The following is a 21872-nucleotide window of genomic DNA, read 5'->3' as shown; positions in this document are numbered from 1 at the left end:
GTTCCGCATCAATACAGCGCCGCAGGCGTTGTGTATTCTGTCGATCGAAAATCAAAAATTTAAGGGATTCATAATGGAAGCGCGTACCCCGATTTCTCCTCAAGGCCCGGTATTCTCAAAACTGATTTGCGGTTACTGGCGTCTGATGGAATGGAACATGACGCCGCAACAGGTCCTGGCCTTCATGGAACAGCATATTGAGCTGGGCATTACCACAGCTGATCATGCTGATATTTATGGCGATTATCAGTGCGAAGCCGCGTTCGGTGAGGCGCTGCGACTCAAGCCATCCTTGCGCGAAAAAATGCAGCTGGTCAGTAAATGTGGCATTGCGACGCGTGCCAATCCTGATAACAAAATCGGTCACTACATTACAGACACAAAGTATATTGTGGAACGTGCCGAGAAATCGTTAAGTAATTTGCATACCGATTATCTGGATTTGCTGCTGATCCATCGCCCGGATCCGCTGATGGATGCCGACGAAGTGGCTGAGGCATTCACACAGTTGCACAAAAGCGGCAAAGTAAAACACTTTGGCGTTTCCAATTTCACCCCGGCTCAGTTCAGCCTGTTGCAGTCACGCCTGCCATTCCAGCTGGCGACGAATCAGGTGGAAATTTCCCCGATTCATCAGCCAGCCATTCTTGATGGCACGCTGGATCTCTGCCAGCAATTGCGCATCAGGCCGATGGCGTGGTCCTGTCTGGGTGGTGGTCGTCTGTTCAGTGATGATGAATTCCAGCCGCTGCGCGACGAACTTCAGACGGTGGCAAACGAAATGGGTGCCGATACGATTGAACAGGTGGTTTACGCCTGGGTGATGCGTCTGCCATCTCAGCCATTGCCGATTATCGGTTCGGGCAAAATTGAACGCGTGAAATCAGCCTGGAAATCATTGTCACTGGAAATGACCCGTCAGCAGTGGTTCCGCATTCGCAAAGCCGCGCTGGGCTACGACGTTCCTTAATCGCTCGGGCTTCAGGCTGCGGTCAACATTCGCAGCCTGAAGTGTTAAGCGTCAGGCAGGTTTGATGGTACTGACCACCGGCTGTGCCGGGCCATCATCGGTTGAAATGGCTTGCTGTAACTGCGACAGCGAGCAGTACAGACGCCAGATAACCCCCGCCAGTTCGCGCGCAGCCGGTTCAGGGTGATGAGCCAGCGAATTGCTCATCCGCAGTAACTCAATCAGCGTGGCATCCAGATTATCGTGGCTGACGCCGCGCTCCGTCATAACTCCTTTCAGACAGTGAATACACACGTCACGCACCGCAGAAAGCGGATCCGAACGCGTTTCCCATTCACGTAACTGCCAGACTATATGGCTGCAATTGAGCAGCACCACACCCCAGCGCAACAGCCAGGTGCGGGAAAGCTGATCTTTACTCTGACTGAGCTGATTCATCCGGTGGTAAATCAGCGATTCAAACTGGAAATGGCTCAGGGAAGGCTTGCGGCTCAGCTGATCCATAAAATCACGGCGAAGGGCGCGGATAATACGACGACTTTTGCGTTTATCAGAACTCGGCCTTAAGACCTGAAAAGCGATCCCCGCCAGCATCACTCCGGCAATTTTGGCCACGCCGTCATTCATAAATGCGCCATAGTCGTAATCTGGCGGATTGGTCACCGACAGAAAAGACCCCATGAACACAATCATTTGCGCCCACAAACCAGCGTAGCGTTTGTATTGCAGCTTCATCATCTGCATCGTGACTAACATGGGCAGGAAAAAGGCGCAAAACACCCAGAAATTGTCGATTTGTATCATCAGTCCGAATTTCAGCAGGAAGCAGCCGATAAACAACAATCCCAGACATTTAATCAGCAACTTAACGCTGCTGATGGGAGATGCGGTGGAAGAGTAGAGTACACAACTGACGGCTGTCAGCGCCACAGCACCGGCGCCCGAATCCCACTGCGTGGACATCCAGAATGCACAGCCAATCACAATACATAAAAATGTCCGTAGCCCGTTATACGCTGCCTCGAGGGTGTCAGTATGTTGCGCCAGTTGGCTGATTTTGGGCGGCTGGAGTGTTTCAGCCTCGGCCACATTGGCGTTTTCCACCCGGCGCAGCCAGCGTTCACTGCGCAGATACAGCCAGCAGAAATCACGCAACCGCTGCCAGAATGCCTGATGACGAAAGTCGGACGTGTCGTGAGGTTTAATGTGCTGGAGAATTTTCGACAGTTTGTATTTGTTGGTATCGGGCTTGCGCAATTCATCGAGCAAAACGCCCATCACTTCCGTCAGGTTTTCCGGCGGATTTGGCCAGTTAAGCAACATACGACGCAGGCTGGAAATATAACTGGTCATGCGCAACTGCTGATGAAGCAGATAATTGAGCACGTTGTTCTGACGGCGCAGGCGGTAATGACTCCAGACGGCCTGAATGCGCAACAGATTCATGGTAAGGATTTGCCCGATCAGACCCTCATGAGAAGTGCGGATCTGGTCGGAGATTTCGGTACGCCAAAGCAGCTGGGCATGTTCCAGTAACTGGGTATGCATTTTACGCAGCGAAGTGAGCAGGGCGTCGCCGTCGGAAGTGCTGGGCAGCACCATCATCATAAAGCCGCCGCACAGGATACCGGTGATGACTTCACCGACACGCGCCTGGGCGATATCAAAAATTTGTGTTGTGTCGGTGACGTTGACGGTGGAAAACGCAATGATGGCGGCGGTATAACCGGCCAGTGCGAAGGCATAAGAAACGTTGTTTTGATAATGATTGGACACATAGGTGCAAAGCCCCAACCAGGCAGCGATAGCCAATGTGAATAACCAGGGCTCATTCAGGCAGTATCCGGCAATAAAAACTGCGCCCATGGCCCCCAGAAGGCTGCCAATAATTCGGCCAATACTCTTACTGATTACGCCACCGACGGTAGGGAAACTGACCACCGCCGCGGAGGTCAGCGCCCAGTAGGGTTCATCCATCTGGAACTCAAAGGCGATATACAGCGCAAGTATCATCGCCAGCGAATTGCGCAGCGCATAACGCCATTGTGCCCACGTGGCTTTTCCCCACGGAGTGTTTTTCCATTCAAGCCAGGAAAGATTCACGGCGCCGCCTTAGTTGCGGACAGAAATCGAGCAGGTTGTTCCGGCCACTAAAATGACGTGTTCCGGTACGTTTTCAAGCTTAATGCGCACGGGTATTCTTTGCGCCAGCCGCACCCACGGGACATTCGGTTTGACGTTCATCAGCAAATCTTCGGGCGCGTCCAGGCTCTGATCATAAATCGCACGACCAATACTTTCTACCCGGCCCTGCAACGGAATATTGCCGTTAAAGAGGGTGATATCCGCCATATTTCCTTCGCGAATATTTTTGAGTTTCGTCTCTTCAAAATATCCCAGCACATAGAAAGAGTGGATATCCACCAGACCGACCAATGGCGTGCCGGTAGAGGCATAGTTCCCTTTGCGGGTTTGCAGATTGGTAATATAACCATCCGTCGGGGCAACGATATTAGTTTTGCTCAGATCCCACTTCGCTTGTTCAAGTGACGCTTGTGAGGCCTGATAGGCAGCCTGCATGGCTTTAGCGCTGATATTTGATTCGTCCAGAGATTCAGCTGAAATCACATTGGTGCCAAGACCTCGCCGACGCTGGGCTTCATGATTGGCCTTCGCCAGATCTGCTGCCGCCTTAGCGACTGCCGCTTCGGCATTATCGACTGCAATTTTAAAAGGCACGGGATCAAGACTAAAAAGCGGATCACCGCTTTTAACGAACTGATTATCGTGAACATTAATGTCGATGACGCGACCGGAAACTTCCGGCGTAATACTCACTATTTCGGCGCGAATTTTGCCATCGCGTGTCCACGGCGACTGCATATAATAGTTCCACATCCACCAGCCTGCGCATATTGCGACAGCGAATATCAACACGGTAGAAAAATATTTCAGAGTCTTAAATTTCATTTCAGAGGTTCACCATGAGCATCAGCGCGGCACAAATAGAGATCACAAAAAGAGATAAATCCATCAGGGTCGGGTGCCAGACTTCACCGGAATAAATCCAATCACGCAGGACCTGATGTATCAGAAGCCAGAAAACCAGCCCCAGTAAAAAAGCTTTAAACATCGGGGGGAAATATAGTGAGGCTCCCAGGACCAGATCGGGTAGCGGGAAGCCTGAGTGAAACATTTGCGCAGTCACAATATTAATCTCTGACGGTGATTGTGTTATAAACAAGTTTAAATCTGAAAGCGTTAACAGCGCTCCCGGATGCAATAGTACCTATCATTATATATTGAATTGTAATTTCTCGATTAAAGTTTCAAAAACTAAGCTAAACTCTGGGGAGTTATCTTAGCATGCTAATTATAAGGAGGGGATAATTGGAATCGAATCTGGGGTCAGATTTAGCACGATTAGTTCGTGCCTGGCGTGCGTTGATTGACGATCGGTTAAAGCCGTTGGAACTCACGCAAACACACTGGGTAACACTGCACAATATCAACATGTTGCCTCCGGAGCAGTCGCAGATCCAGCTGGCGAAAGCCATCGGAATCGAGCAACCGTCTCTGGTTCGTACACTGGACCAACTGGAAGAAAAGAAGCTGATTACCCGTCAGACTTGTGCGAGCGATCGCCGTGCTAAGCGTATCAAGCTGACTGAAGAAGCCGCGCCAATCATCAATGAAATGGAATCGGTCATTGATTCCACACGCAAAGAAATTTTGTCTGGCATGTCTTCTGTAGAAATCGAACAACTCGGTGGGATGTTATCCCGGCTGGAAAAAAATATTGCTTCACTGCAAAGCAAATCATAAGAACCGATTGTTAGCTCATTTCGTCACACAGCGTCGTATTTGCTCTACCCATAAAAAAACCGAAGCCAGTGGCTTCGGTTTTTTATTTGCGCTCAGTAGCCGGTTCTCAGAAGAGATCAGGCACCCGGAGAAACGGTGATAGTGCTGCCGCTGCTCGCCATACTCACACGCTGACCTACGCTGAATTTGGTCGCGCCGACTTTCTGAACGACCTGAATTGTGGTGCCGTCATCACGACGGATTTGCAGTTCTACGCCCTGAGAGCGGTTAAGAGAACTTTGCACGCCCTGACCCGCGACGCCACCGGCAACAGCGCCCGCAGCCGTTGCCAGGCTACGACCTGTCCCGCCACCGACCGTATTACCCAGGAAACCACCCAGTACCGCACCGCCCAAAGCACCGACGATGTTTGAATCATCTCCGCCCTGGATCTGTACCGCACGTGTAGAAACGATAGTCCCGTAAGTCACTTGTTGAATTTGTTTTGCCTGAGACGAGGAGTAAACGTCGCCTGACAGTGAGTTATCGCTGACGCAGCCAGCAAGTGAAATGCCGGCGAGTGCGACGACAACTAAACGCTTAATCATAAATAGCTCCTTTATAATGCTGCTGTACAGCTTTCAGACCAGCCACAACAACAGAGAAAAAAACAGTACACAGTTCAACATCAGTGTCGAGGGTGGTCGTATACCATATTGACTTCACTTTCTCCTAGTATACAGGAAGCGCGCTCAACTAATAATAAACGCTGGTTTAAGTTTTCGACAGCGGCGGGTGTGATCAAATAAGTACATCTTAAATGTTGTTCTTGCCTGATTAATCGCCAGTCTTCTTTCAAAAATTAAAATTCGCATCACGAAAAACACGAAGTCATCACAAGGTGTAATAAAAACTGAGTAACTCATGGCGTTATGCTTCCTATAGCGATTACTCTGTCGTTATTACTTTGTCGGATGTTTTTTGGGAATTGAGGATGTTATCTATGAAGTCAGGTCGTTATATCGGCGTGATGTCCGGCACCAGTCTCGATGGCGTGGATGTCGTGCTGGCTGCAATCGACGAGCGCATGGTCGCGCAACAGGCCAGCTACTCGCATCCCATTCCTATTGCATTAAAAAATGCCATTCTCGGCATGTGCCAGGGACAACAGGTGACGCTGGAAGAAGTCGGCAGGCTTGACACGCAACTGGGGATTTTATTCGCTGAAGCTATTTTAGGGCTGCTGAAAAGCGCCGATATTTCGCCGGAAGAAGTCACCGCGATTGGCTGCCACGGACAAACGGTCTGGCATCAGCCTAAAGGCGAAACCACGTTTTCAATGCAGCTGGGTGATAACAATCGCATTGCGGCCATGACCGGCATTACTACCGTCGGGGATTTTCGCCGTCGCGATATGGCGTGGGGCGGGCAGGGTGCGCCGCTGGTGCCGGCTTTCCATCAGGCGCTGTTGTCTGATCCGGCTGAACGCAGAATGATCCTTAATATTGGCGGGATCGCGAATCTTTCAATGCTGCTGCCGGGACAACCGGTGCGTGGTTACGATACCGGTCCGGGCAATATGCTGATGGATGCGTGGATCTGGCGTCATAAAGCGCAGCCTTACGACAAAGGCGCGGAATGGGCCAACGAGGGAAGGGTAAACTTACGTCTGCTGCAACAAATGTTGTCCGATGCGTACTTTGCTGAGCCTGCGCCTAAAAGCACCGGGCGCGAATATTTCAATATGGCGTGGCTGGAAAAGCAGCTGGCGCGTTCACCGGAAGTTTCTCCTGCTGCTGTGCAGGCCACGCTGGCTGAGCTCACGGCAGTCAGTATCGCCGAGCAGGTTCAGCTTGCTGGGGGCTGTGACCGTCTGATGGTTTGTGGCGGCGGGGCGCGAAATCCGCTGCTGATGACGCGGTTGTCTGCGATGCTGCCGGGTACTGAAGTGTGTACTACCGATGCCTGTGGGATCAGTGGTGATGATATGGAAGCGCTGGCGTTTGCCTGGCTGGCATTCAGAACGTTATCCGGTCAGTCGGGCAACTTGCCTTCCGTGACCGGAGCCAGTCGCGAAACCCTGCTCGGAGCGATTTATCCGGTGGTTTCAACCCGCGCCTGAAGCGTTCTCGGTTTTATCTCAATGTGTTGTGCTAAACGGCATGGTACATAACAGATAAACCGAGAACACTCAGGGAGTTCAGAATGAAAAAGGCGATCATCGCTTCTCTTGCAGGATTAACGCTGGCCGGATGTAGCCAGTTCAGCCACCAGACCGAAAGCCCGACGCAGGAACTGCACTACCAGTGCGGAACATTGCCGCTGACCGTCACGCTGGATAAGCCGGCGCAGCAGGTTAATATGGTGCTCGATGGCGAACAGCTGAAACTGAAACAGGTTGAAGCCGCTTCCGGAACTAAATACAGCGATGGCCGTTACACGTTCTGGTCGAAAGGCAATCAGGCCTTTGTGCAGCGCGGTGAGAACGTCATCATCGATGATTGCGTTCAGCAATAGAATTTATTAAACCTCTGCTTTCCCTTTCTAAACCCCGCATCAGGAACGTTGAGATCCTGACGCGGCGGGTGCACAATGCGTATACCTTCCCTTGATACGCAATTGATCCATATGGCTGATAATAAAGAATTTGATATTGCGGACTCACGCCGCGAATACACCCGTGGCGGATTACGTCGTGCGGATTTAACGCCACAACCGCTGCCTTTGTTTGAACGCTGGCTGAAACAGGCGTGTGATGCCCGTCTGGCGGACCCGACGGCGATGGTTGTCGCGACGGTGGATGAAAATGGACAGCCCTTCCAGCGTATCGTGCTGCTCAAACATTATGATGAAAAGGGGCTGGTGTTTTACACCAATCTCGGCAGCCGTAAGGCGCAGCAGCTGGCGGGCAATTCCCGTATCAGCCTGTTATTCCCGTGGCATATGCTCGACAGACAAGTGAATGTTCTCGGTCAGGCAGAACGTTTATCCACGCTGGAAGTAATGAAATACTTCACCAGCCGTCCGAAAGACAGCCAGATTGGCGCGTGGGTTTCTCAGCAATCCACCCGCATTTCAGCGCGCGGCGTGCTGGAAAGTAAATTCCTCGAACTGAAACAAAAATTCAGTAATGGCGAAGTCCCGTTGCCAAGTTTCTGGGGCGGTTTTCGTGTCAAAGTCGATTCAATGGAATTCTGGCAGGGCGGCGAACATCGTCTGCACGACCGGTTCATTTATCAGCGGGATGAGGCAGAGACAGAAACTGGCTGGAAAATAGACCGCCTCGCACCTTAACCACGAAAAAATACGCGATTTCCTAGCGCTCGGACGACGAGCGCTTTATTCTATGTCGTTCCCCGTAAAGGTGAGAGAAAAGGCACATGCGCGGCATGTTGCCGGACATGAATCTGCACACATTCAGTACATATTTCTAAGTACAAACAAACGGAGTCTTTGATGGCGAGCAGCAACCTGATTAAACAACTGCAAGAGCGGGGCCTCATTGCCCAGGTAACGGATGAAGAAGCGTTAGCAGAGCAACTGGCGCAAGGGCCAATTGCACTCTATTGCGGTTTCGATCCTACCGCAGACAGCTTGCATTTGGGACATCTGGTGCCGTTGCTTTGCCTGAAACGCTTCCAGCTGAACGGGCACAAGCCTGTGGCACTGGTCGGCGGCGCAACCGGTCTTATCGGTGACCCGAGCTTTAAAGCGACAGAGCGTAAGCTGAACACCAATGAAACCGTGAACGAGTGGGTGGAAAAAATCCGCCAGCAGGTTTCTCCGTTCCTGGATTTCAGCTGTGGCGAAAACAGCGCGATCACCGCCAACAACTACGACTGGTTCGGCGGCATGAATGTGCTGACCTTCCTGCGTGATATCGGTAAACACTTCTCTGTTAACCAGATGATCAACAAAGAAGCGGTGAAACAGCGTTTGAATCGCGATGACAGCGGCATCTCCTTCACCGAATTCTCTTACAACCTGCTGCAGGGTTACGATTTCTCTGAGCTGTACAGCCGTCATCAGGTGGTATTGCAAATCGGTGGTTCTGACCAGTGGGGCAACATCACGTCGGGTATTGATTTAACCCGCCGTATGCACCAGAAGCAGGTTTTCGGACTGACGGTTCCGTTAATCACGAAAGCGGATGGCACTAAATTCGGTAAAACCGAAGGTGGCGCTGTCTGGCTGGATCCGAAGAAAACCAGTCCGTACAAATTCTATCAGTTCTGGATCAACACCGCGGATGCTGACGTTTACCGCTTCCTGAAATTCTTCACCTTTATGAGCATTGAAGACATCAATGCGCTGGAAGAAGAAGACAAAACCAGCGGCAAAGCGCCGCGCGCGCAGTACGTTCTGGCCGAAGAAGTGACCGGTATGGTTCACGGCGCAGAAGGCCTGGCGGCCGCAAAACGCATCACGCAGAGCCTGTTCTCCGGTTCTCTGAGCGAAATGACCGAAGTCGATTTCGGTCAGCTGGCGCAGGATGGTCTGGAATTGTTTGAAGTGCCACGCGATACAGACCTGCAACAGGCGCTGGTCATTGCGGGTATGGCACCGTCGAAAGGTCAGGCGCGCACCATGATTTCTTCCAACGCGGTTTCTGTAAACGGCGAAAAACAGACTGACACTGAATACAGCTTTGCTGACAGCGATCGTCTGTTTGGTCGTTATACCTTGCTGCGTCGCGGTAAAAAGAACTATACCTTGCTGCTCTGGGCATAAGTTTTAGGCCGGCATAACGGGGGACTGAAAAGTCTCCCGTTTTTGTTCACTGATATCAGTTATTCCGCCATCTCCCGATGACGTTACTATCGGAAATTCTTCATGAAAAGCATTCTTTCTATCCAGTCACACACCGTTTTTGGGCACGCGGGTAACAGCGCGGCACAATTCCCTATGCGTCGCATGGGCGCAAACGTTTGGCCGCTGAATACCGTTCAGTTCTCCAATCATACTCAGTACGGCCACTGGACCGGCTGTGTGATGCCCGCCACGCATCTGACTGAAATCGCGCAGGGGATTGCGAACATTGACCGTCTGAAGGATTGCGATGCGGTGCTAAGCGGCTATATCGGCTCGGCGGAACAGGGACAAAGCATTCTGGAGATTGTCCGTCTGGTGAAAGCAGCAAATCCTGATGCCTGGTATTTTTGCGATCCGGTCATGGGGCATCCTGAAAAGGGCTGTATCGTGGCGCCGGGTGTTGCTGAGTTCCATTGCAATCAGGCACTGGTTAACTGCGACATCATCGCCCCGAATCTGCTGGAGCTGGAATTACTGAGCGGCCATGCGGTGGCAAGTGTTGAAGAGGCGGTCGCCACGGCGCGTGAGCTTATCAGCAAGGGGCCGAAAATTGTGCTGGTGAAACATTTAAGCCGCGCCGGTTATCACAGTGATCGCTTTGAAATGCTGCTGGTGACGGCGGATGAAGCCTGGCATATCGACCGTCCGCTGGTTGATTTTGGTGTGCGTCAGCCTGTCGGCGTTGGCGACCTGACCAGTGGTTTGCTGCTGGTCAATCTGCTCAAAGGCGAGGCACTGGATAAAGCGCTGGAACACGTCACTGCGGCAGTTTACGAAGTGATGCTGACCACCCACACGATGGGCGAGTATGAGCTGCAAATCGTGGCGGCACAGGACAAAATGGTCAAACCTGAGCACCATTTCCCGGCGGTAAAACTGTAAGATTTACTCCCATAGAAAACGCCCCGTGCTGTGACCAGACGGGGCGTTTTTGTTTGTGCGTTGCTATTTATACCTGTCAGGCGCAGGAATTACTTCAGGCCTTCCGCCGTCATTGCAGCGTCAACCGCAGGACGTGCAGCCACACGATCCAGATACGCATTCAGTTCGGTCAGGGCGCTCAGGTCAAACTTCAGGGCTTTTGCCCAGCCCATTACGGTGAACAGATACGCATCCGCTACGCTGAAACGGGCACCCAGCAGGAACTGATTGCCTTTCAGGGACTCATTCACGTAAGCAAACTTCTTGCTCAGCGCTTCGCGGGTCACGGCTTTAAAATCATCCGGCGTTTTAGGATTGAACAGGGGAGAGAAGCCTTTATGCAGCTCTGTCGCAATATAGTTCAGCCATTCCAGCGCGTGATAACGGGCCAGCGTACCTTGTTCCGGCATCAGCTGACGGTCTGGTTTCTGATCGGCCAGATACTGCACGATAGCCACGCCTTCGGTCAGAATGCTGCCATCATTAAGCAGCAGCGTCGGGATTTGTCCCTTCGGATTCACCGCCAGGAAGTCGTCACCGGCTTCGGTTTTCTTGGTCGCCAGATCAACTTTTTCAATGCTGAAGTCCAGACCTGCTTCACGAAGGACGATATGCGGGGAAAGCGAACAGGCACCGGATTTATAATACAGTTTCATAAATACTCCATTAGATGAGCAACGCGTCTGACGCCGTAAAACATCGAGGTTTTGCGAGACACAATACGGCTATATAAAATCTGCTTCTATCCTAGAACCGGCGGGAGCAAATGTCAGTGTTTTAATTCTGAGAATGAGCCTGATTGCTCATATTATAATGCGCAGAGTGACGGCCACCGCTGACCGTCACCAGGCTTATCAGCGGGAATGTTGATTGAGGAAGTCACGGATTGCCGCTTCGACATTTTCCGGCGCAGGGAGCATAGGTGAACGCAGTTCATTGTTCATCAGCCCGTCGAGCGATAAGGCGTACTTAATCGCCGCCGGATTAGGCGCAGAGAACATCAGGCGGATCATCGGCAGCAGGCCGAAAAACGTTTTACGCGCGGCCACCATATCCTGTTCTTTGAACTGACGGATGAGCTGCACAAACTCTTGTGGGAAAATATGCGAAGAAGCCGCAATGGCACCGGCACCGCCCAGACTCAGCGTCGAGAAAATCTGTACGTCTTCCCCGCATAGCACATCCAGTTCACCATCAGCGAGCAGTGACAGCGTCAGGTCAATGCTACCGCCGCAATCTTTGACGGCGCTAATTTGCGGATGCTTAGCCAGCTGGCGGAATGTATCAATCTCCATCTGCACGCCGGTACGGTAAGGAATGTTGTAAAGCACCAGCGGCACCGTGGAATGGTCGGCAATTTCAGTAAACCAGGCAACCAGTGCGGCCTGAGATGGGCGAATATAATAAGGTGCGGGGATCAGCAGACCGGCGACAGGGCGGCGAAGGATCGCATCCTGCATTTCGCGGATAACCGGCATATGGGTACCGGAGAGCCCCATGATGACCTGATGTCCGGGCACGACTTCCAGCACGGCATCCAGAACCTGAAGTTGTTCTTCTTTGGAAAGCATCGGCGCTTCGCCGGTAGTGCCGCAGACGACAACGCCATCAACGCCCCGTTTGAGCAGCCGGGTGCACAGAGATTTCAGTGCAGTAAAGTCGATCTCACCCTGTTTGAAAGGCGTGACCAGCGGGACCCAGATACCTGAAAACGATGACATGATGTATTTCCTTAAACGGCGTGATTTATCAGCCTCGGATCATGTCAGTAAAATAGGGACGAGCGCCAATTGAATGAATTAATAAGGTGTTTTGAGTTATCTATGAAGCTTATGTATCCGCGTTTCAGATACTGGCTGACATATTCATTTCTGCGTTAAGCAACGTTGATAATACTTCAACCGGCACCGGCCTTGAGAAAAGATAGCCCTGAAGATGTGAGCAACCTGCTGATACTAAAAAGGATTTTTGAAGCTGATTTTCCACACCTTCGGCGATGACGTTGAGATGCATTTTATTGCCGAGCTGGGAGACAGCAGAAACGATGGCGGCGGTATCATTCACTTCTGTGACGTACTGCACAAACGAACGGTCAATTTTTACGCTGTCGACCGAGATATCTTTCAATAAACTGAGGCTGGAATAGCCGGTACCGAAATCATCGAGCGAAATTTTGACGCCCGCTTTGCGCAGTTCAGCCAGATGACTGAGGCTGGTCGCATTGGCGTTCATCACCGACGTTTCTGTCAGCTCGAGTTCCAGACGTGAAGGCGGGAAATTCTCTTCTGCCAGAACAGCCAGAATTCGTGGCCCGAAATCCGGTTCACCTAGCTGTACGGCGGATACGTTAATCGCCAGATTCAGCTGACCAAAGTTTTTAATGTCCCGGCAGGCCTGGCGCAGAACGATTTCACCCAGCTGGATAACCATACCGGTTTCTTCTGCCAGAGCAATAAACTGAACCGGGGAAACCTGCCCGAGTACGCCGTGGTTCCAACGCGCCAGCGCTTCCACACAGACAACCTTTTCATCACGGCTGCGCAAAATAGTCTGGTAGACGCAGGAAAGGTCGCCTGCTTTTGCCAGCGATTCAGCCAGCGCTTTCACCATAATGCGTTTGCTGACGCTGCTGGCATCCAGCAATTCAGAATAAAACGAGAACATATTTTTGCCGCGTTGCTTGGCTTCCAGCAGCGCGGTATTCCCGCGGCGCATAATTTCACCGGCAGTAATATTTTCAGCGCCAAACATCACGATACCGAAAGAAATAGTGATCATCGGGTTTGCGCGCGTCAGCGTGAAAGGCTGGCGCATCATCACCAGAATTTCCAGCGCCAGATTATTGGCCATTTCGCTGGTCGGATTATTTCGCAAAATAATGGAGAACTCATCACCGCCGATACGGGAAACGGTTCCGCTGTTACCGACTTCATTTCGCAAACGCTGCCCGAATTCACACAGAATCGCATCACCGGCCTGATAGCCGTAAGTGTCGTTGATGTAATTGAAATCATTGAGGTTGAGCAGGAAAAGCGCGTACGGTTCAGGGCGATACATCCTCTGCGCCGCGATCTGGCTGAGTTCTTCACTCAGCGCCGTACGGTTCGGAAGACCGGTCAGCACATCATGGCGGGCGAGATAACGGATCTGCGCTTCGGAACTGCGCAGCAGGGAGATATCCATTATGGAAGTCAGAATAAAATGCCGGGACTCGAGGGTGACGCGCGACTTGCGCACCAGCACATTGCGCCGCTTTCCGGAAGGATCCACCAGCGTTTCTTCATTAACCGTTTTCTCACCGGTTTCCAGGACTTCGATATCACGCTGGCGCTGACGGGTGGCCTGCTCCGGCTCAGTGAAAAATGACACATCCTGACCAATCAGCTCCTCACGCGCACGACCATAAAACTCGCAGGCTTTCTGATTGAGAAATACCAGTTTACGGCTGTCGTCTTTGAGCACCGTCGCCTCGGGAAGAGCATCAAGAACTGCCTGGCATATCGCAATATCAGTAAGCATGAGTTAACTACCCCGAGCAGGAAATGAGTGTGGGTGTGGCACGGTGTATCAGCCGGTGACTCATCAGGTTGTTTTTACAATTATTACTCACAATTGGATGAGATTATTACCGTTGTTTTTAAATTTTAAAATTCAATCGGTTATCATGCCCTAAGTGAGGTATTCGATATTTTGTTCGGGTGAATAACGATCAACTCAGCTCAATGCGGTTTTTACCGGCGGATTTCGCCCGATACAAAGCATGATCTGCCTGGATTAATAAATGTGAAATTGAGTCCTGATCGGATTCACTGAAAGCCATTCCTACACTGACCGTCATCGGAATACTGTGCTGTGAATTCTGGGCCAGCTGAAAACGAATATTCTCTGCCATCCGTATTGCCTGTTCCCTGGGACGGGTGGTCAGGCAGGCGAATTCTTCTCCGCCTATACGGGCGAAAATATCCTTTTTCTCCAGGGAAGCCTTCACCACATTACAAAAGAAAACCAGCGCTGAATCGCCACCGGCATGGCCATACTGGTCATTGAGCCGCTTGAAATTATCCAGATCAAATAAGATCAGCTGCAAAGGGAAATCATTATTTTTACGCTTTCTTATTAGCTCATTACCGCGCTCAAGAAAATCCCTGCGATTACCCACACCCGTCAGTGGATCTGACAAAGAAGCCTGCTTATAACCCAGCTGACCGCGTTCGTAGACCATGGCAAGAATGATGAAAGACAGGCAAATTGCGTACAAAATGGCTTCAAAAATCAGTATAGCGAAGAATCCGCTGCTATGACCGCCCGCCATCTCGGCATAGGGCAGGCTGTCATCAAAGAAAGGACGAGCCAGGTAGAAACAGGCGTGGAAGAAACTCAGCGGCAACGCGGGCCAGTATGTCACCTGCAACTGCCTGCGCGCATGCCAAATCTCCAGTGTCGTCAGCAGGGTATAAGTCGCCGTTAACAATGATGTCAGGAAAATCCGCGGCTCAAGGTTGTGATAAAACGCCGGGTACAGGCAAAACACAAGCCAGATAATTGGCCCGGAAAATACCACCGGCAGAAACACCCGCCGGCCCGTAAATATTCTTAATGCGGCCCACATAATCCCGTAACAAAGTAAAATCATCATGTTACTGAACACCACGGGAATAACTTCACTCACTCCGGCGCGCATACTGCTGAGCAATGTGCCTGCCGTGGAGAACGCCAGCATCAGAGCTGTCAGCCCGAGCGTCGGATCCCTGCGCCCGCCGATCCACGCGAACAGCATGACGGCAGTGAGCAGGATGAGAATAAAAAGCTCAAATATAAATAACGTGTAAACGTCGAGATGCATAAATTTTATAAGTTTTTATTTGCGGGTATGCCGGAAGTTATTTTGACTGATTTTTAGTATGGGGCAGAAACACTTTTATCAAATTTAGGAATTTCTTTATGGCCGGAAAGGTAAACGGAGACGTTCAGGCAGGGTAAAAACTCAGGGATGTTTTTTAGTGCCGAATTTTTGATCCCATTCGCGGCGGTAACTGCGCGATTGTTTGCGGCCTTTTAGCCACAGAAAAGTACAGACGATGCAAACACCGGCCGAGAAAACGATATTACGCATATCCTGATCGTAAAAAATAACCAGCACGCAGTCGAGTGCGGCCACGATGGCAAACCATTTATGCATGTGCGATTGCCTGCGGGTTTCCGCATTCATGCGTTTGAGCTGACGTCCTTCATCCAGGACCTTTCTTTTTTCCATGGGCACTTCCTGGCGAGGGTTGAGTGAAAAAATGAATCGTGCTTTTTTAAGAATAGCAAATCACGAAAGTGAGGATCTTCAACATGATATTAACCGATCCTAAAATAATTATCGCGGATAACCGGATCATTCAATCCGGGGAATAACGCCCTTTAATTCCTGATTTTACAATCCGTTGTGCAATTTTCGTCGACCTCTAAAATATTAAGAAACAGTGAAAATGTATGACCAGGTGCTGCTACGCATTGATTTATCAGTATGAGGTAGATTATCGTTTCGGAATCATCTTAATTTCCGGTGAGAAAATGAGCGATTCATCTTCACGAAAGATAGTTGACGGTGCCAATATCTATCAGGATTTCGAAACCCGTTTCTATGAATGGGAAGACGGGATGTCCAGCGCAGGCTTCAAGCTTGAACTGCCCGATCGTCACAGGGATGAATTTGACTGGGGGGTGACAGGATACAATTTCGGACGCGTAATTGGCGGCGTTCTGACCGTCAGCGAGCACGATATTAACCGCCAGTATGGCAATCTGTTTTCCATGCCCGATCATATCGTGATTTTCATCATTATCATCGGCGGGATGGAATGCCAGTGCTTTGGCGAGCGTTTCACCCTGGTTCAGGGGGATATCATGATCCAGGATATGTCACAGCCGATCAAAATCCACGTCTATCCTGGTGACCAGAAACCGCGTCTGGGCTCGTATCAGTACATTATTATGCCCAAGCACAGTCTGCATTTTAATGTCGATATTGCGGCCCTGCACGGTAAGCGCATTCCTGCGGCATCACCGGTGAACATTATTCTGCGTAATCACTTTGCGACGATGGTGCAGGTGTTTGATCAGATGACCGAGCAGGAAGTGCTGAGCACTGGCGAAGGCGCGGCGTCTGTATTCCTGCAAACGCTGCACCTGGTGGCGGGCAAAAAAGTTGAGCATCCGTTTGAGCAAAGTGCCCGCCTGGAACGCATCTGTCTGTACATCGAAAAACATCTCAGCCAGCCGGTGAGTGTGGATGTGCTGTGTAAAAACTTTGCCATCTCGCGCTCGGGTTTATACCGGCTATTTGAGCCACTTGGAGGTATCGCGCAGTTCATCCGCAGCCGCCGCTTATTGCTGGCGAAACGTCTGCTGCGTACGTCATCAATGTCAGATCAAAGTCTGGCCGCCATCGCCCGTCAGTGCGGACTTGAGCCGGGTGCGCTGCGCCGTTACTTCCTTGAGTTTTATGGCGCGACCCCGTCAGAATTGCGGCAGAAATACCGTCGTGATGCAGAACAATCCGGTCAGGTTGATGCTACCCATGTGAACTGGGTAAGCTCACTTTAGCCGTTGATTTGCCGCTATTTGTGCAAATTCTGTAAAATAAATGCGTTTTTTGTGATCTGTCACTATTCTGAATTTTGCCCGGCAAGGGCGGAATCAGAGCCGGTTTTCCGATTAAACACAGTAAACTTGATGACATATTCACCAGTCATCATCGAGAGTGCATTATGTTAGTCCCTCAACAGGCAGTTGATGAACAGGCTAGGCTTGCGATACTGGCTTCTCTGGGCATCTTAGATTCCCCCAGAATTGAGGAGATCGACCGTATCACCCGCATGGCTGCGCGCCAGTTTCAGGCCAAAGCCGTCGTTGTCTCACTGATTGATGCCGACCGGCAGTGGTTTTTGTCGCATACCGGCATCGATATCAATCAGTCCCCGCGCGATACCTCGTTTTGCGGCCATACCATTCTTGAATCCGGCCCTCTGATTGTCAGAGATGCCCGTCTGGATTTGCGGTTTCACGATAATCCGCTGGTCACCGGCGCGCCGCATATCGTCTTCTATGCCGGTTGCGCACTGCATTCCCAGCAGGGAGTTGCACTGGGCGCGCTGTGCCTGATTGACGACCGGACAAGGGAGTGGAGCGAGGAGGACGGGCAAACCTTGATTGACATGACCGCGCTGGTGCAAAGCTATATTTTTCATCTGGAAAACCGGCAGTATACGGCGCGGGTGGAGGATAATCTGGCAAAGAGCGAAGCCTTGTTTGAGCAGACATTCGCTCATGCCGCTGTCGGATTTTCTCTGGTCGGCCTCGACTGGCGCTGGCTGCGCATCAATCCTCAGGTATGTAATATGCTGGGCTACGCCGAATACCAGCTGCGCAGTTGCCTGCTTCACGACGTAACGCATCCTGAAGATCTCTACGCCGAAAATATTTTGATCCCTCGTTTACTCTCCGGTGAAATTCACAGTTTTAGCGTCGAGAAATTGCTTCAGCGTGGGAACGGCAGCACGTTGTGGGTGACGCTCACCGCTTCCTTGGTGCGCAACGCTGCCGGAGAGGCGCATCACTATATCGTGGTCATCAGCGACATTACTGAGCGCAAAAACATTGAGCAGACTTTGTATTCGTTGCAGGGCGATCTGGAACGCCGCGTGGCCGCGCGCACTAATGAACTCCAGTTGGCGATGGAGCAACTGCATCAGGAAATTGCACAGCGTCTGAACCGCGAGCGGGAACTGACGGAAAGCAAAAACCGGTTGCGGGCTATTACCGACAACATTCCGGCACTGATTTGTCATGTAGATGCGAATGAAGAATACATTTTTGTGAACCACTTTCATGCCAGCTGGTATGGCGTGGCCGAAGATAAGGTGAGGGGTCGCCTGGTGAAAGACGTGGTGGGGCAGGAGACTTACCAGCAAATCGAGCCCTATATTCGCCAGGTGTTACAGGGGATGGCCGTCAGTTATGACATTGAGTTACCCGGTTATTCCCGAAACGGAAAAGGGGGGGTTTTGCACACCACGCTCATTCCGTGTGATGACAGCGGTCATGGTTACTATGGTCTTTCGACCGACATCAGTGAGATTAAAGAATTGCAGGCGCAGCTGGAATTTGAGGCCAATCATGATTCGCTGACCGGACTTCCTAACCGGCGGGCTTTCCAGCAATCCCTGATATATGCCGCCAGACAACAAGAAAAAGCAGATAAAGACATAGCCTTACTTTTTTTAGACATTGATAACTTTAAAGCATACAACGACACCTATGGGCACGAATTTGGCGATTTGATCCTGAAGTTTTTCGGTCATACTTTGCGCGATAACCTGCGTTCACAGGACGTGGTAGCACGTCTGGCAGGGGATGAGTTTACGGTCTTGCTGGGCCATTTAGTGAATACGGAAAGCGACGTCAGCCGGATTTGTATCAGCCTGATGAACGCATTGCGTTGTGTCGATCGCGTCGCAGGTGTACCGGTATCGCTGTCAGCCAGTATTGGCGTGGCGGTGGGGCGTGCGCGTCAGCCGTTATTACCCGATACCCTGATGGCGCGCGCCGACGCCGCCATGTACCGGGCAAAACAAAGCGGGAAAGGGCGTTACTATCTTGGATAAAAAGTTGGGATAACAAGTCATGAAAAATCGTCTGGCTACAAAGTTCAGGCGAAATTTCCGTTTGCTGACGGCTTACGTATTGATGATGATCTTGTTGCTCTTTTCGGTATAGCACACGGCATTGTCGGGGATGTTTTTATTGATGAAAGACATCGCACCAATGGTGACATTGTGACCAATGGTAATATCATTGCCGATAATGCAGCAATTAGCGCCAATATCGACATTATCGCCAATCACCAGTCGTCTTGTTCCCTCATCAACTTTAATGCCGATAGTGGTGTTTTGACGGATCCGGACATTCTGCCCAATGATGCAATGCGGGTTGATGACGATCCCCGTCAGATGAGGGAGTCTGATTCCTTCGCCAATTTGCGCGCCAAGCATGATCTCGATGCCATACTTTCTGATTAACGAATAGTTCATCTTGCGGGCACGGGCTTTACAGAAATGACTGTTCGTCGAATATAAATAGCTCGCGATACGCCACCAGAAAATATACCGGTGCTGAGGCTGTTTTATGCAACGGATGAGGATCCGTCGCCAGGAGAAATCTTTCTTGTTCTTAAGAATATCAGCGGATAAATAGCGGGTTAACTGTTTATACCGGCTGTGATTTTCGCTCATCAGGATTGTTCCGTTTTCGTAAGTCTCGCTTACGCAATCCTAACACAATGAATATTTTTGCTAAATCGTTGCCATAAAAAACGCCTCCCGGAGGAGGCGTTCGTCAATCATCATGACTACTTTTTACACTTACTGCGCAGCAGAAGCCAGTTCGGGTTGCTTCTCGTCAGAGTCACGATCCAGCGTCATACGATGCAGCTTAGATGCAGTTACCAGCATCAGCACTGCAATCACCGCGGTCGCAATACCAATCTGCAGGAACACGTGGCTGTAAATCGCCAGAGAGGCATGCGCGTCTTCGATTTCTGAAGGCACGGCAGTCAGGTTCGCCACGTAACCCGCGATAATCGCAGCGGCTGCGGTAGTCAGGAACCATGCGCCCATGATGAAGCCCATCAGACGTTGTGGTACCAGCTGTGCAACCATCGCCAGACCCAGACCAGAAATCATCAGCTCACCGATACTTTGCAGCGCGTAGCTCAGCACCAGCCAGTTAACAGAAACGATACCCTGTTCGTTGGCCAGGCTTGCACCCCACGGCAACACCAGGAACGCACCTGAACACAGCACCATACCAATGGCAAACTTGTGCGGCATAGGCATACGGTCGCCTACTTTGGTGTAAACAGCGGCCAGAATCGGGCTGGCAACCATGATCCAGAACGGATTCAGAGCCTGGAACTGCTCAGGCTGGAAGCTGATGCCCATCAGGTCGTGGCCTACGTTGTGGATAGCAAAGAAGTTCAGGGAAGTTGGCATCTGGCTGTACAGCACGAAGAACACCACGGCTTCCATCATCAGCATGAACGCCACAATCATCTTACGACGTGCAATGCCATGCATGGCGAAGGTTTCTTTCGCAAAGACAATGATGATACCCACAGAGACCACACCCAGAACCATACGTGCGATGGTTTGGTTATGCAGCAACCAGCTTGACAGGAACACCAGTGCAACCACGCCGACCAGAACCATCAGCAGCTTTTTGAACTGCAACGGGGAGAAGTCTGGTTTAGAACCCTGACGTTTTACCCATTTGCGGCAGAACATGAAGTTCACGATGGTGATCAGCATACCGACAACGCTCAGAGAGAACGCGACGCTCCAGCCATACTGCGCGGCAAGCCATGGGGTTGCCAGCATGGAGAAGAATGAGCCGATGTTAACGGACATGTAATACATGGTGAATGCGCCATCAAGACGCGGGTCATCTTTTTCGTAGCAGGTAGAAAGCAATGAGGATGGATTTGCTTTGAACAAGCCACTGCCGACGGCGATTGTCGCCATACCCAGATAAACCCAGAACACCTCGTGGCCGGAATAGGCAACGAAGGAATAACCTAACGCCAGAACAATCGCGCCGAGCACGATGACGCGTTTTGAGCCCAGAACTTTATCGCCTAACCAGCCGCCGATGGCAACGAAACCGTAAACCAGCGCGCTGAAAGAGGAGAACAGGGTAATGGAGTCAGCTTCACTCAGGCCAAGCATTTTGACCAGGTAAACCGCCATGATCCCTTGCAGGCCGTAATAACCGAAACGTTCCCACAATTCGATGGAGAAGATCAGGTAAAACGCTTTTGGCTGTTTGAAGGCGTTCAGACTCACGCTTTCATTGTTTGGTGTTTTGTTTGCAGTTGACACTCGTACCTCTGTTTATTCCTTCTGCCTGTATAGAGCAGAAACGCATAAGTGGCGCGAAATAAGCACCCTTTGCATTGTTATAAGATGGGATGACGGGAAGTAATGTTCACTATCTGCGTAAATGAGGCAAGGAGTTTGACATATACCGTTACATTTAACTTATCCGGCCTGATTAAACTGTGTTCGAAATGTTATGCAGAATTAACGTTTATGTTTTCAAAATAGAGAATGTGAATATGTTGTATAAATAATAATCCACAATGTGGATTTGTTATTGTTTTTCTGAAAAAGTATTAGCTGGTTTATTCGTCCGTTAAATAATGAATAAACAGTGAATACGTCTGCAATAATGGGCTATCTGCGGGGTTTTCTGAAACGGAAAAACAACGCGGCAAAGGTATCCAGAACGATGCATAGTCTAGTGTGATCTGCATCTCGTTTTA

20 protein-coding genes are annotated in these 21872 nt (G+C 50.8%); 9 read left to right on the top strand and 11 right to left on the bottom strand.

The window, feature by feature from the left end; all coding sequences use genetic code 11:
• Window positions 1-73: 73 nt before the first annotated feature.
• Complete coding sequence (locus D6C13_RS06265) at window positions 74-970, top strand: aldo/keto reductase (RefSeq protein WP_120131958.1); 897 nt, start codon at window positions 74-76, stop codon at window positions 968-970.
• A gap of 51 nt (window positions 971-1021) precedes the next feature.
• Here D6C13_RS06265 and D6C13_RS06260 read toward each other — a convergent pair whose 3' ends face one another.
• From D6C13_RS06260 to D6C13_RS06250, 3 genes are read right to left on the bottom strand one after another with little or no spacing between them, the layout of a single operon-like run.
• Complete coding sequence (locus D6C13_RS06260) at window positions 1022-3073, bottom strand: FUSC family protein (protein ID WP_120131957.1); 2052 nt, start codon at window positions 3071-3073, stop codon at window positions 1022-1024.
• 9 nt (window positions 3074-3082) lie between these two features.
• Window positions 3083-3940 (bottom strand): efflux RND transporter periplasmic adaptor subunit, encoded by an 858-nt coding sequence (locus D6C13_RS06255; protein WP_120131956.1) that lies wholly within the window; start codon window positions 3938-3940, stop codon window positions 3083-3085.
• Between the two features lies 1 nt (window position 3941).
• Complete coding sequence (locus D6C13_RS06250) at window positions 3942-4166, bottom strand: DUF1656 domain-containing protein (protein WP_120132070.1); 225 nt, start codon at window positions 4164-4166, stop codon at window positions 3942-3944.
• A gap of 194 nt (window positions 4167-4360) precedes the next feature.
• Between D6C13_RS06250 and slyA the strand changes: the two genes are divergently transcribed.
• Window positions 4361-4795, top strand: coding sequence for a transcriptional regulator SlyA (slyA, locus tag D6C13_RS06245; protein WP_101077051.1), 435 nt, complete (start codon window positions 4361-4363; stop codon window positions 4793-4795).
• A 116-nt stretch (window positions 4796-4911) separates the two neighbouring features.
• On the opposite strand, the gene D6C13_RS06240 is transcribed toward slyA, so the two are convergent.
• On the bottom strand, window positions 4912-5382 hold the full coding sequence (locus D6C13_RS06240) for an outer membrane lipoprotein (RefSeq protein ID WP_120131955.1): 471 nt from the start codon (window positions 5380-5382) through the stop codon (window positions 4912-4914).
• 395 nt (window positions 5383-5777) lie between these two features.
• Here D6C13_RS06240 and anmK point away from each other — a divergent pair, with 395 nt between their 5' ends.
• From anmK to pdxY, 5 genes are all read left to right on the top strand, one after another.
• Window positions 5778-6896 (top strand): anhydro-N-acetylmuramic acid kinase, encoded by a 1119-nt coding sequence (gene anmK / locus D6C13_RS06235; RefSeq protein ID WP_120131954.1) that lies wholly within the window; start codon window positions 5778-5780, stop codon window positions 6894-6896.
• Window positions 6897-6979: 83 nt separating this feature from the next.
• Window positions 6980-7291 (top strand): MliC family protein, encoded by a 312-nt coding sequence (locus D6C13_RS06230; RefSeq protein WP_120131953.1) that lies wholly within the window; start codon window positions 6980-6982, stop codon window positions 7289-7291.
• Window positions 7292-7402: 111 nt separating this feature from the next.
• The gene (gene pdxH / locus D6C13_RS06225) at window positions 7403-8068 is read left to right on the top strand and encodes a pyridoxamine 5'-phosphate oxidase (protein WP_120132069.1); all 666 of its coding nucleotides are present in this window, start codon (window positions 7403-7405) and stop codon (window positions 8066-8068) included.
• 162 nt (window positions 8069-8230) lie between these two features.
• A complete protein-coding gene (tyrS, locus tag D6C13_RS06220) occupies window positions 8231-9505 on the top strand; it encodes a tyrosine--tRNA ligase (protein ID WP_120131952.1) in 1275 nt (424 codons plus the stop codon).
• Between the two features lie 102 nt (window positions 9506-9607).
• Entirely contained in the window at window positions 9608-10468 is an 861-nt protein-coding gene (pdxY, locus tag D6C13_RS06215; RefSeq protein ID WP_120131951.1) for a pyridoxal kinase PdxY, read from the top strand.
• Window positions 10469-10557: 89 nt separating this feature from the next.
• Here the strand turns inward: pdxY and gstA are convergent, their stop codons facing one another.
• The 5 genes from gstA to D6C13_RS06190 form a co-directional block, all read right to left on the bottom strand.
• Window positions 10558-11163, bottom strand: coding sequence for a glutathione transferase GstA (gene gstA / locus D6C13_RS06210; RefSeq protein ID WP_120131950.1), 606 nt, complete (start codon window positions 11161-11163; stop codon window positions 10558-10560).
• 198 nt (window positions 11164-11361) lie between these two features.
• Entirely contained in the window at window positions 11362-12228 is an 867-nt protein-coding gene (gene dapA, locus D6C13_RS06205; protein ID WP_120131949.1) for a 4-hydroxy-tetrahydrodipicolinate synthase, read from the bottom strand.
• A gap of 124 nt (window positions 12229-12352) precedes the next feature.
• The gene (locus D6C13_RS06200) at window positions 12353-14026 is read right to left on the bottom strand and encodes a sensor domain-containing protein (protein WP_120131948.1); all 1674 of its coding nucleotides are present in this window, start codon (window positions 14024-14026) and stop codon (window positions 12353-12355) included.
• 190 nt (window positions 14027-14216) lie between these two features.
• Window positions 14217-15350: a GGDEF domain-containing protein gene (locus tag D6C13_RS06195; RefSeq protein WP_120131947.1), complete on the bottom strand. Its 1134-nt coding sequence runs from the start codon at window positions 15348-15350 to the stop codon at window positions 14217-14219.
• Window positions 15351-15491: 141 nt separating this feature from the next.
• A complete protein-coding gene (locus D6C13_RS06190; protein WP_120131946.1) occupies window positions 15492-15761 on the bottom strand; it encodes a hypothetical protein in 270 nt (89 codons plus the stop codon).
• 305 nt (window positions 15762-16066) lie between these two features.
• Here D6C13_RS06190 and D6C13_RS06185 point away from each other — a divergent pair, with 305 nt between their 5' ends.
• The gene (locus D6C13_RS06185; RefSeq protein WP_120132068.1) at window positions 16067-17098 is read left to right on the top strand and encodes an AraC family transcriptional regulator; all 1032 of its coding nucleotides are present in this window, start codon (window positions 16067-16069) and stop codon (window positions 17096-17098) included.
• A 164-nt stretch (window positions 17099-17262) separates the two neighbouring features.
• Window positions 17263-19158, top strand: a complete 1896-nt coding sequence (locus D6C13_RS06180) for a diguanylate cyclase domain-containing protein (protein ID WP_120131945.1) — start codon at window positions 17263-17265, stop codon at window positions 19156-19158.
• A gap of 72 nt (window positions 19159-19230) precedes the next feature.
• Here the strand turns inward: D6C13_RS06180 and D6C13_RS06175 are convergent, their stop codons facing one another.
• Both D6C13_RS06175 and dtpA read right to left on the bottom strand, forming a co-directional pair.
• Complete coding sequence (locus tag D6C13_RS06175) at window positions 19231-19785, bottom strand: serine acetyltransferase (RefSeq protein WP_120131944.1); 555 nt, start codon at window positions 19783-19785, stop codon at window positions 19231-19233.
• 129 nt (window positions 19786-19914) lie between these two features.
• Window positions 19915-21429: a dipeptide/tripeptide permease DtpA gene (gene dtpA, locus D6C13_RS06170; RefSeq protein WP_120131943.1), complete on the bottom strand. Its 1515-nt coding sequence runs from the start codon at window positions 21427-21429 to the stop codon at window positions 19915-19917.
• Between the last annotated feature and the right edge of the window lie 443 nt (window positions 21430-21872).

Source organism: Rahnella woolbedingensis (assembly GCF_003602095.1).
In the GTDB taxonomy this organism is placed as follows: Bacteria; Pseudomonadota; Gammaproteobacteria; order Enterobacterales; family Enterobacteriaceae; genus Rahnella; species Rahnella woolbedingensis.
Note: the sequence above shows the minus strand (reverse complement) of the source record. Positions and strands in the feature narration are given on the sequence as shown.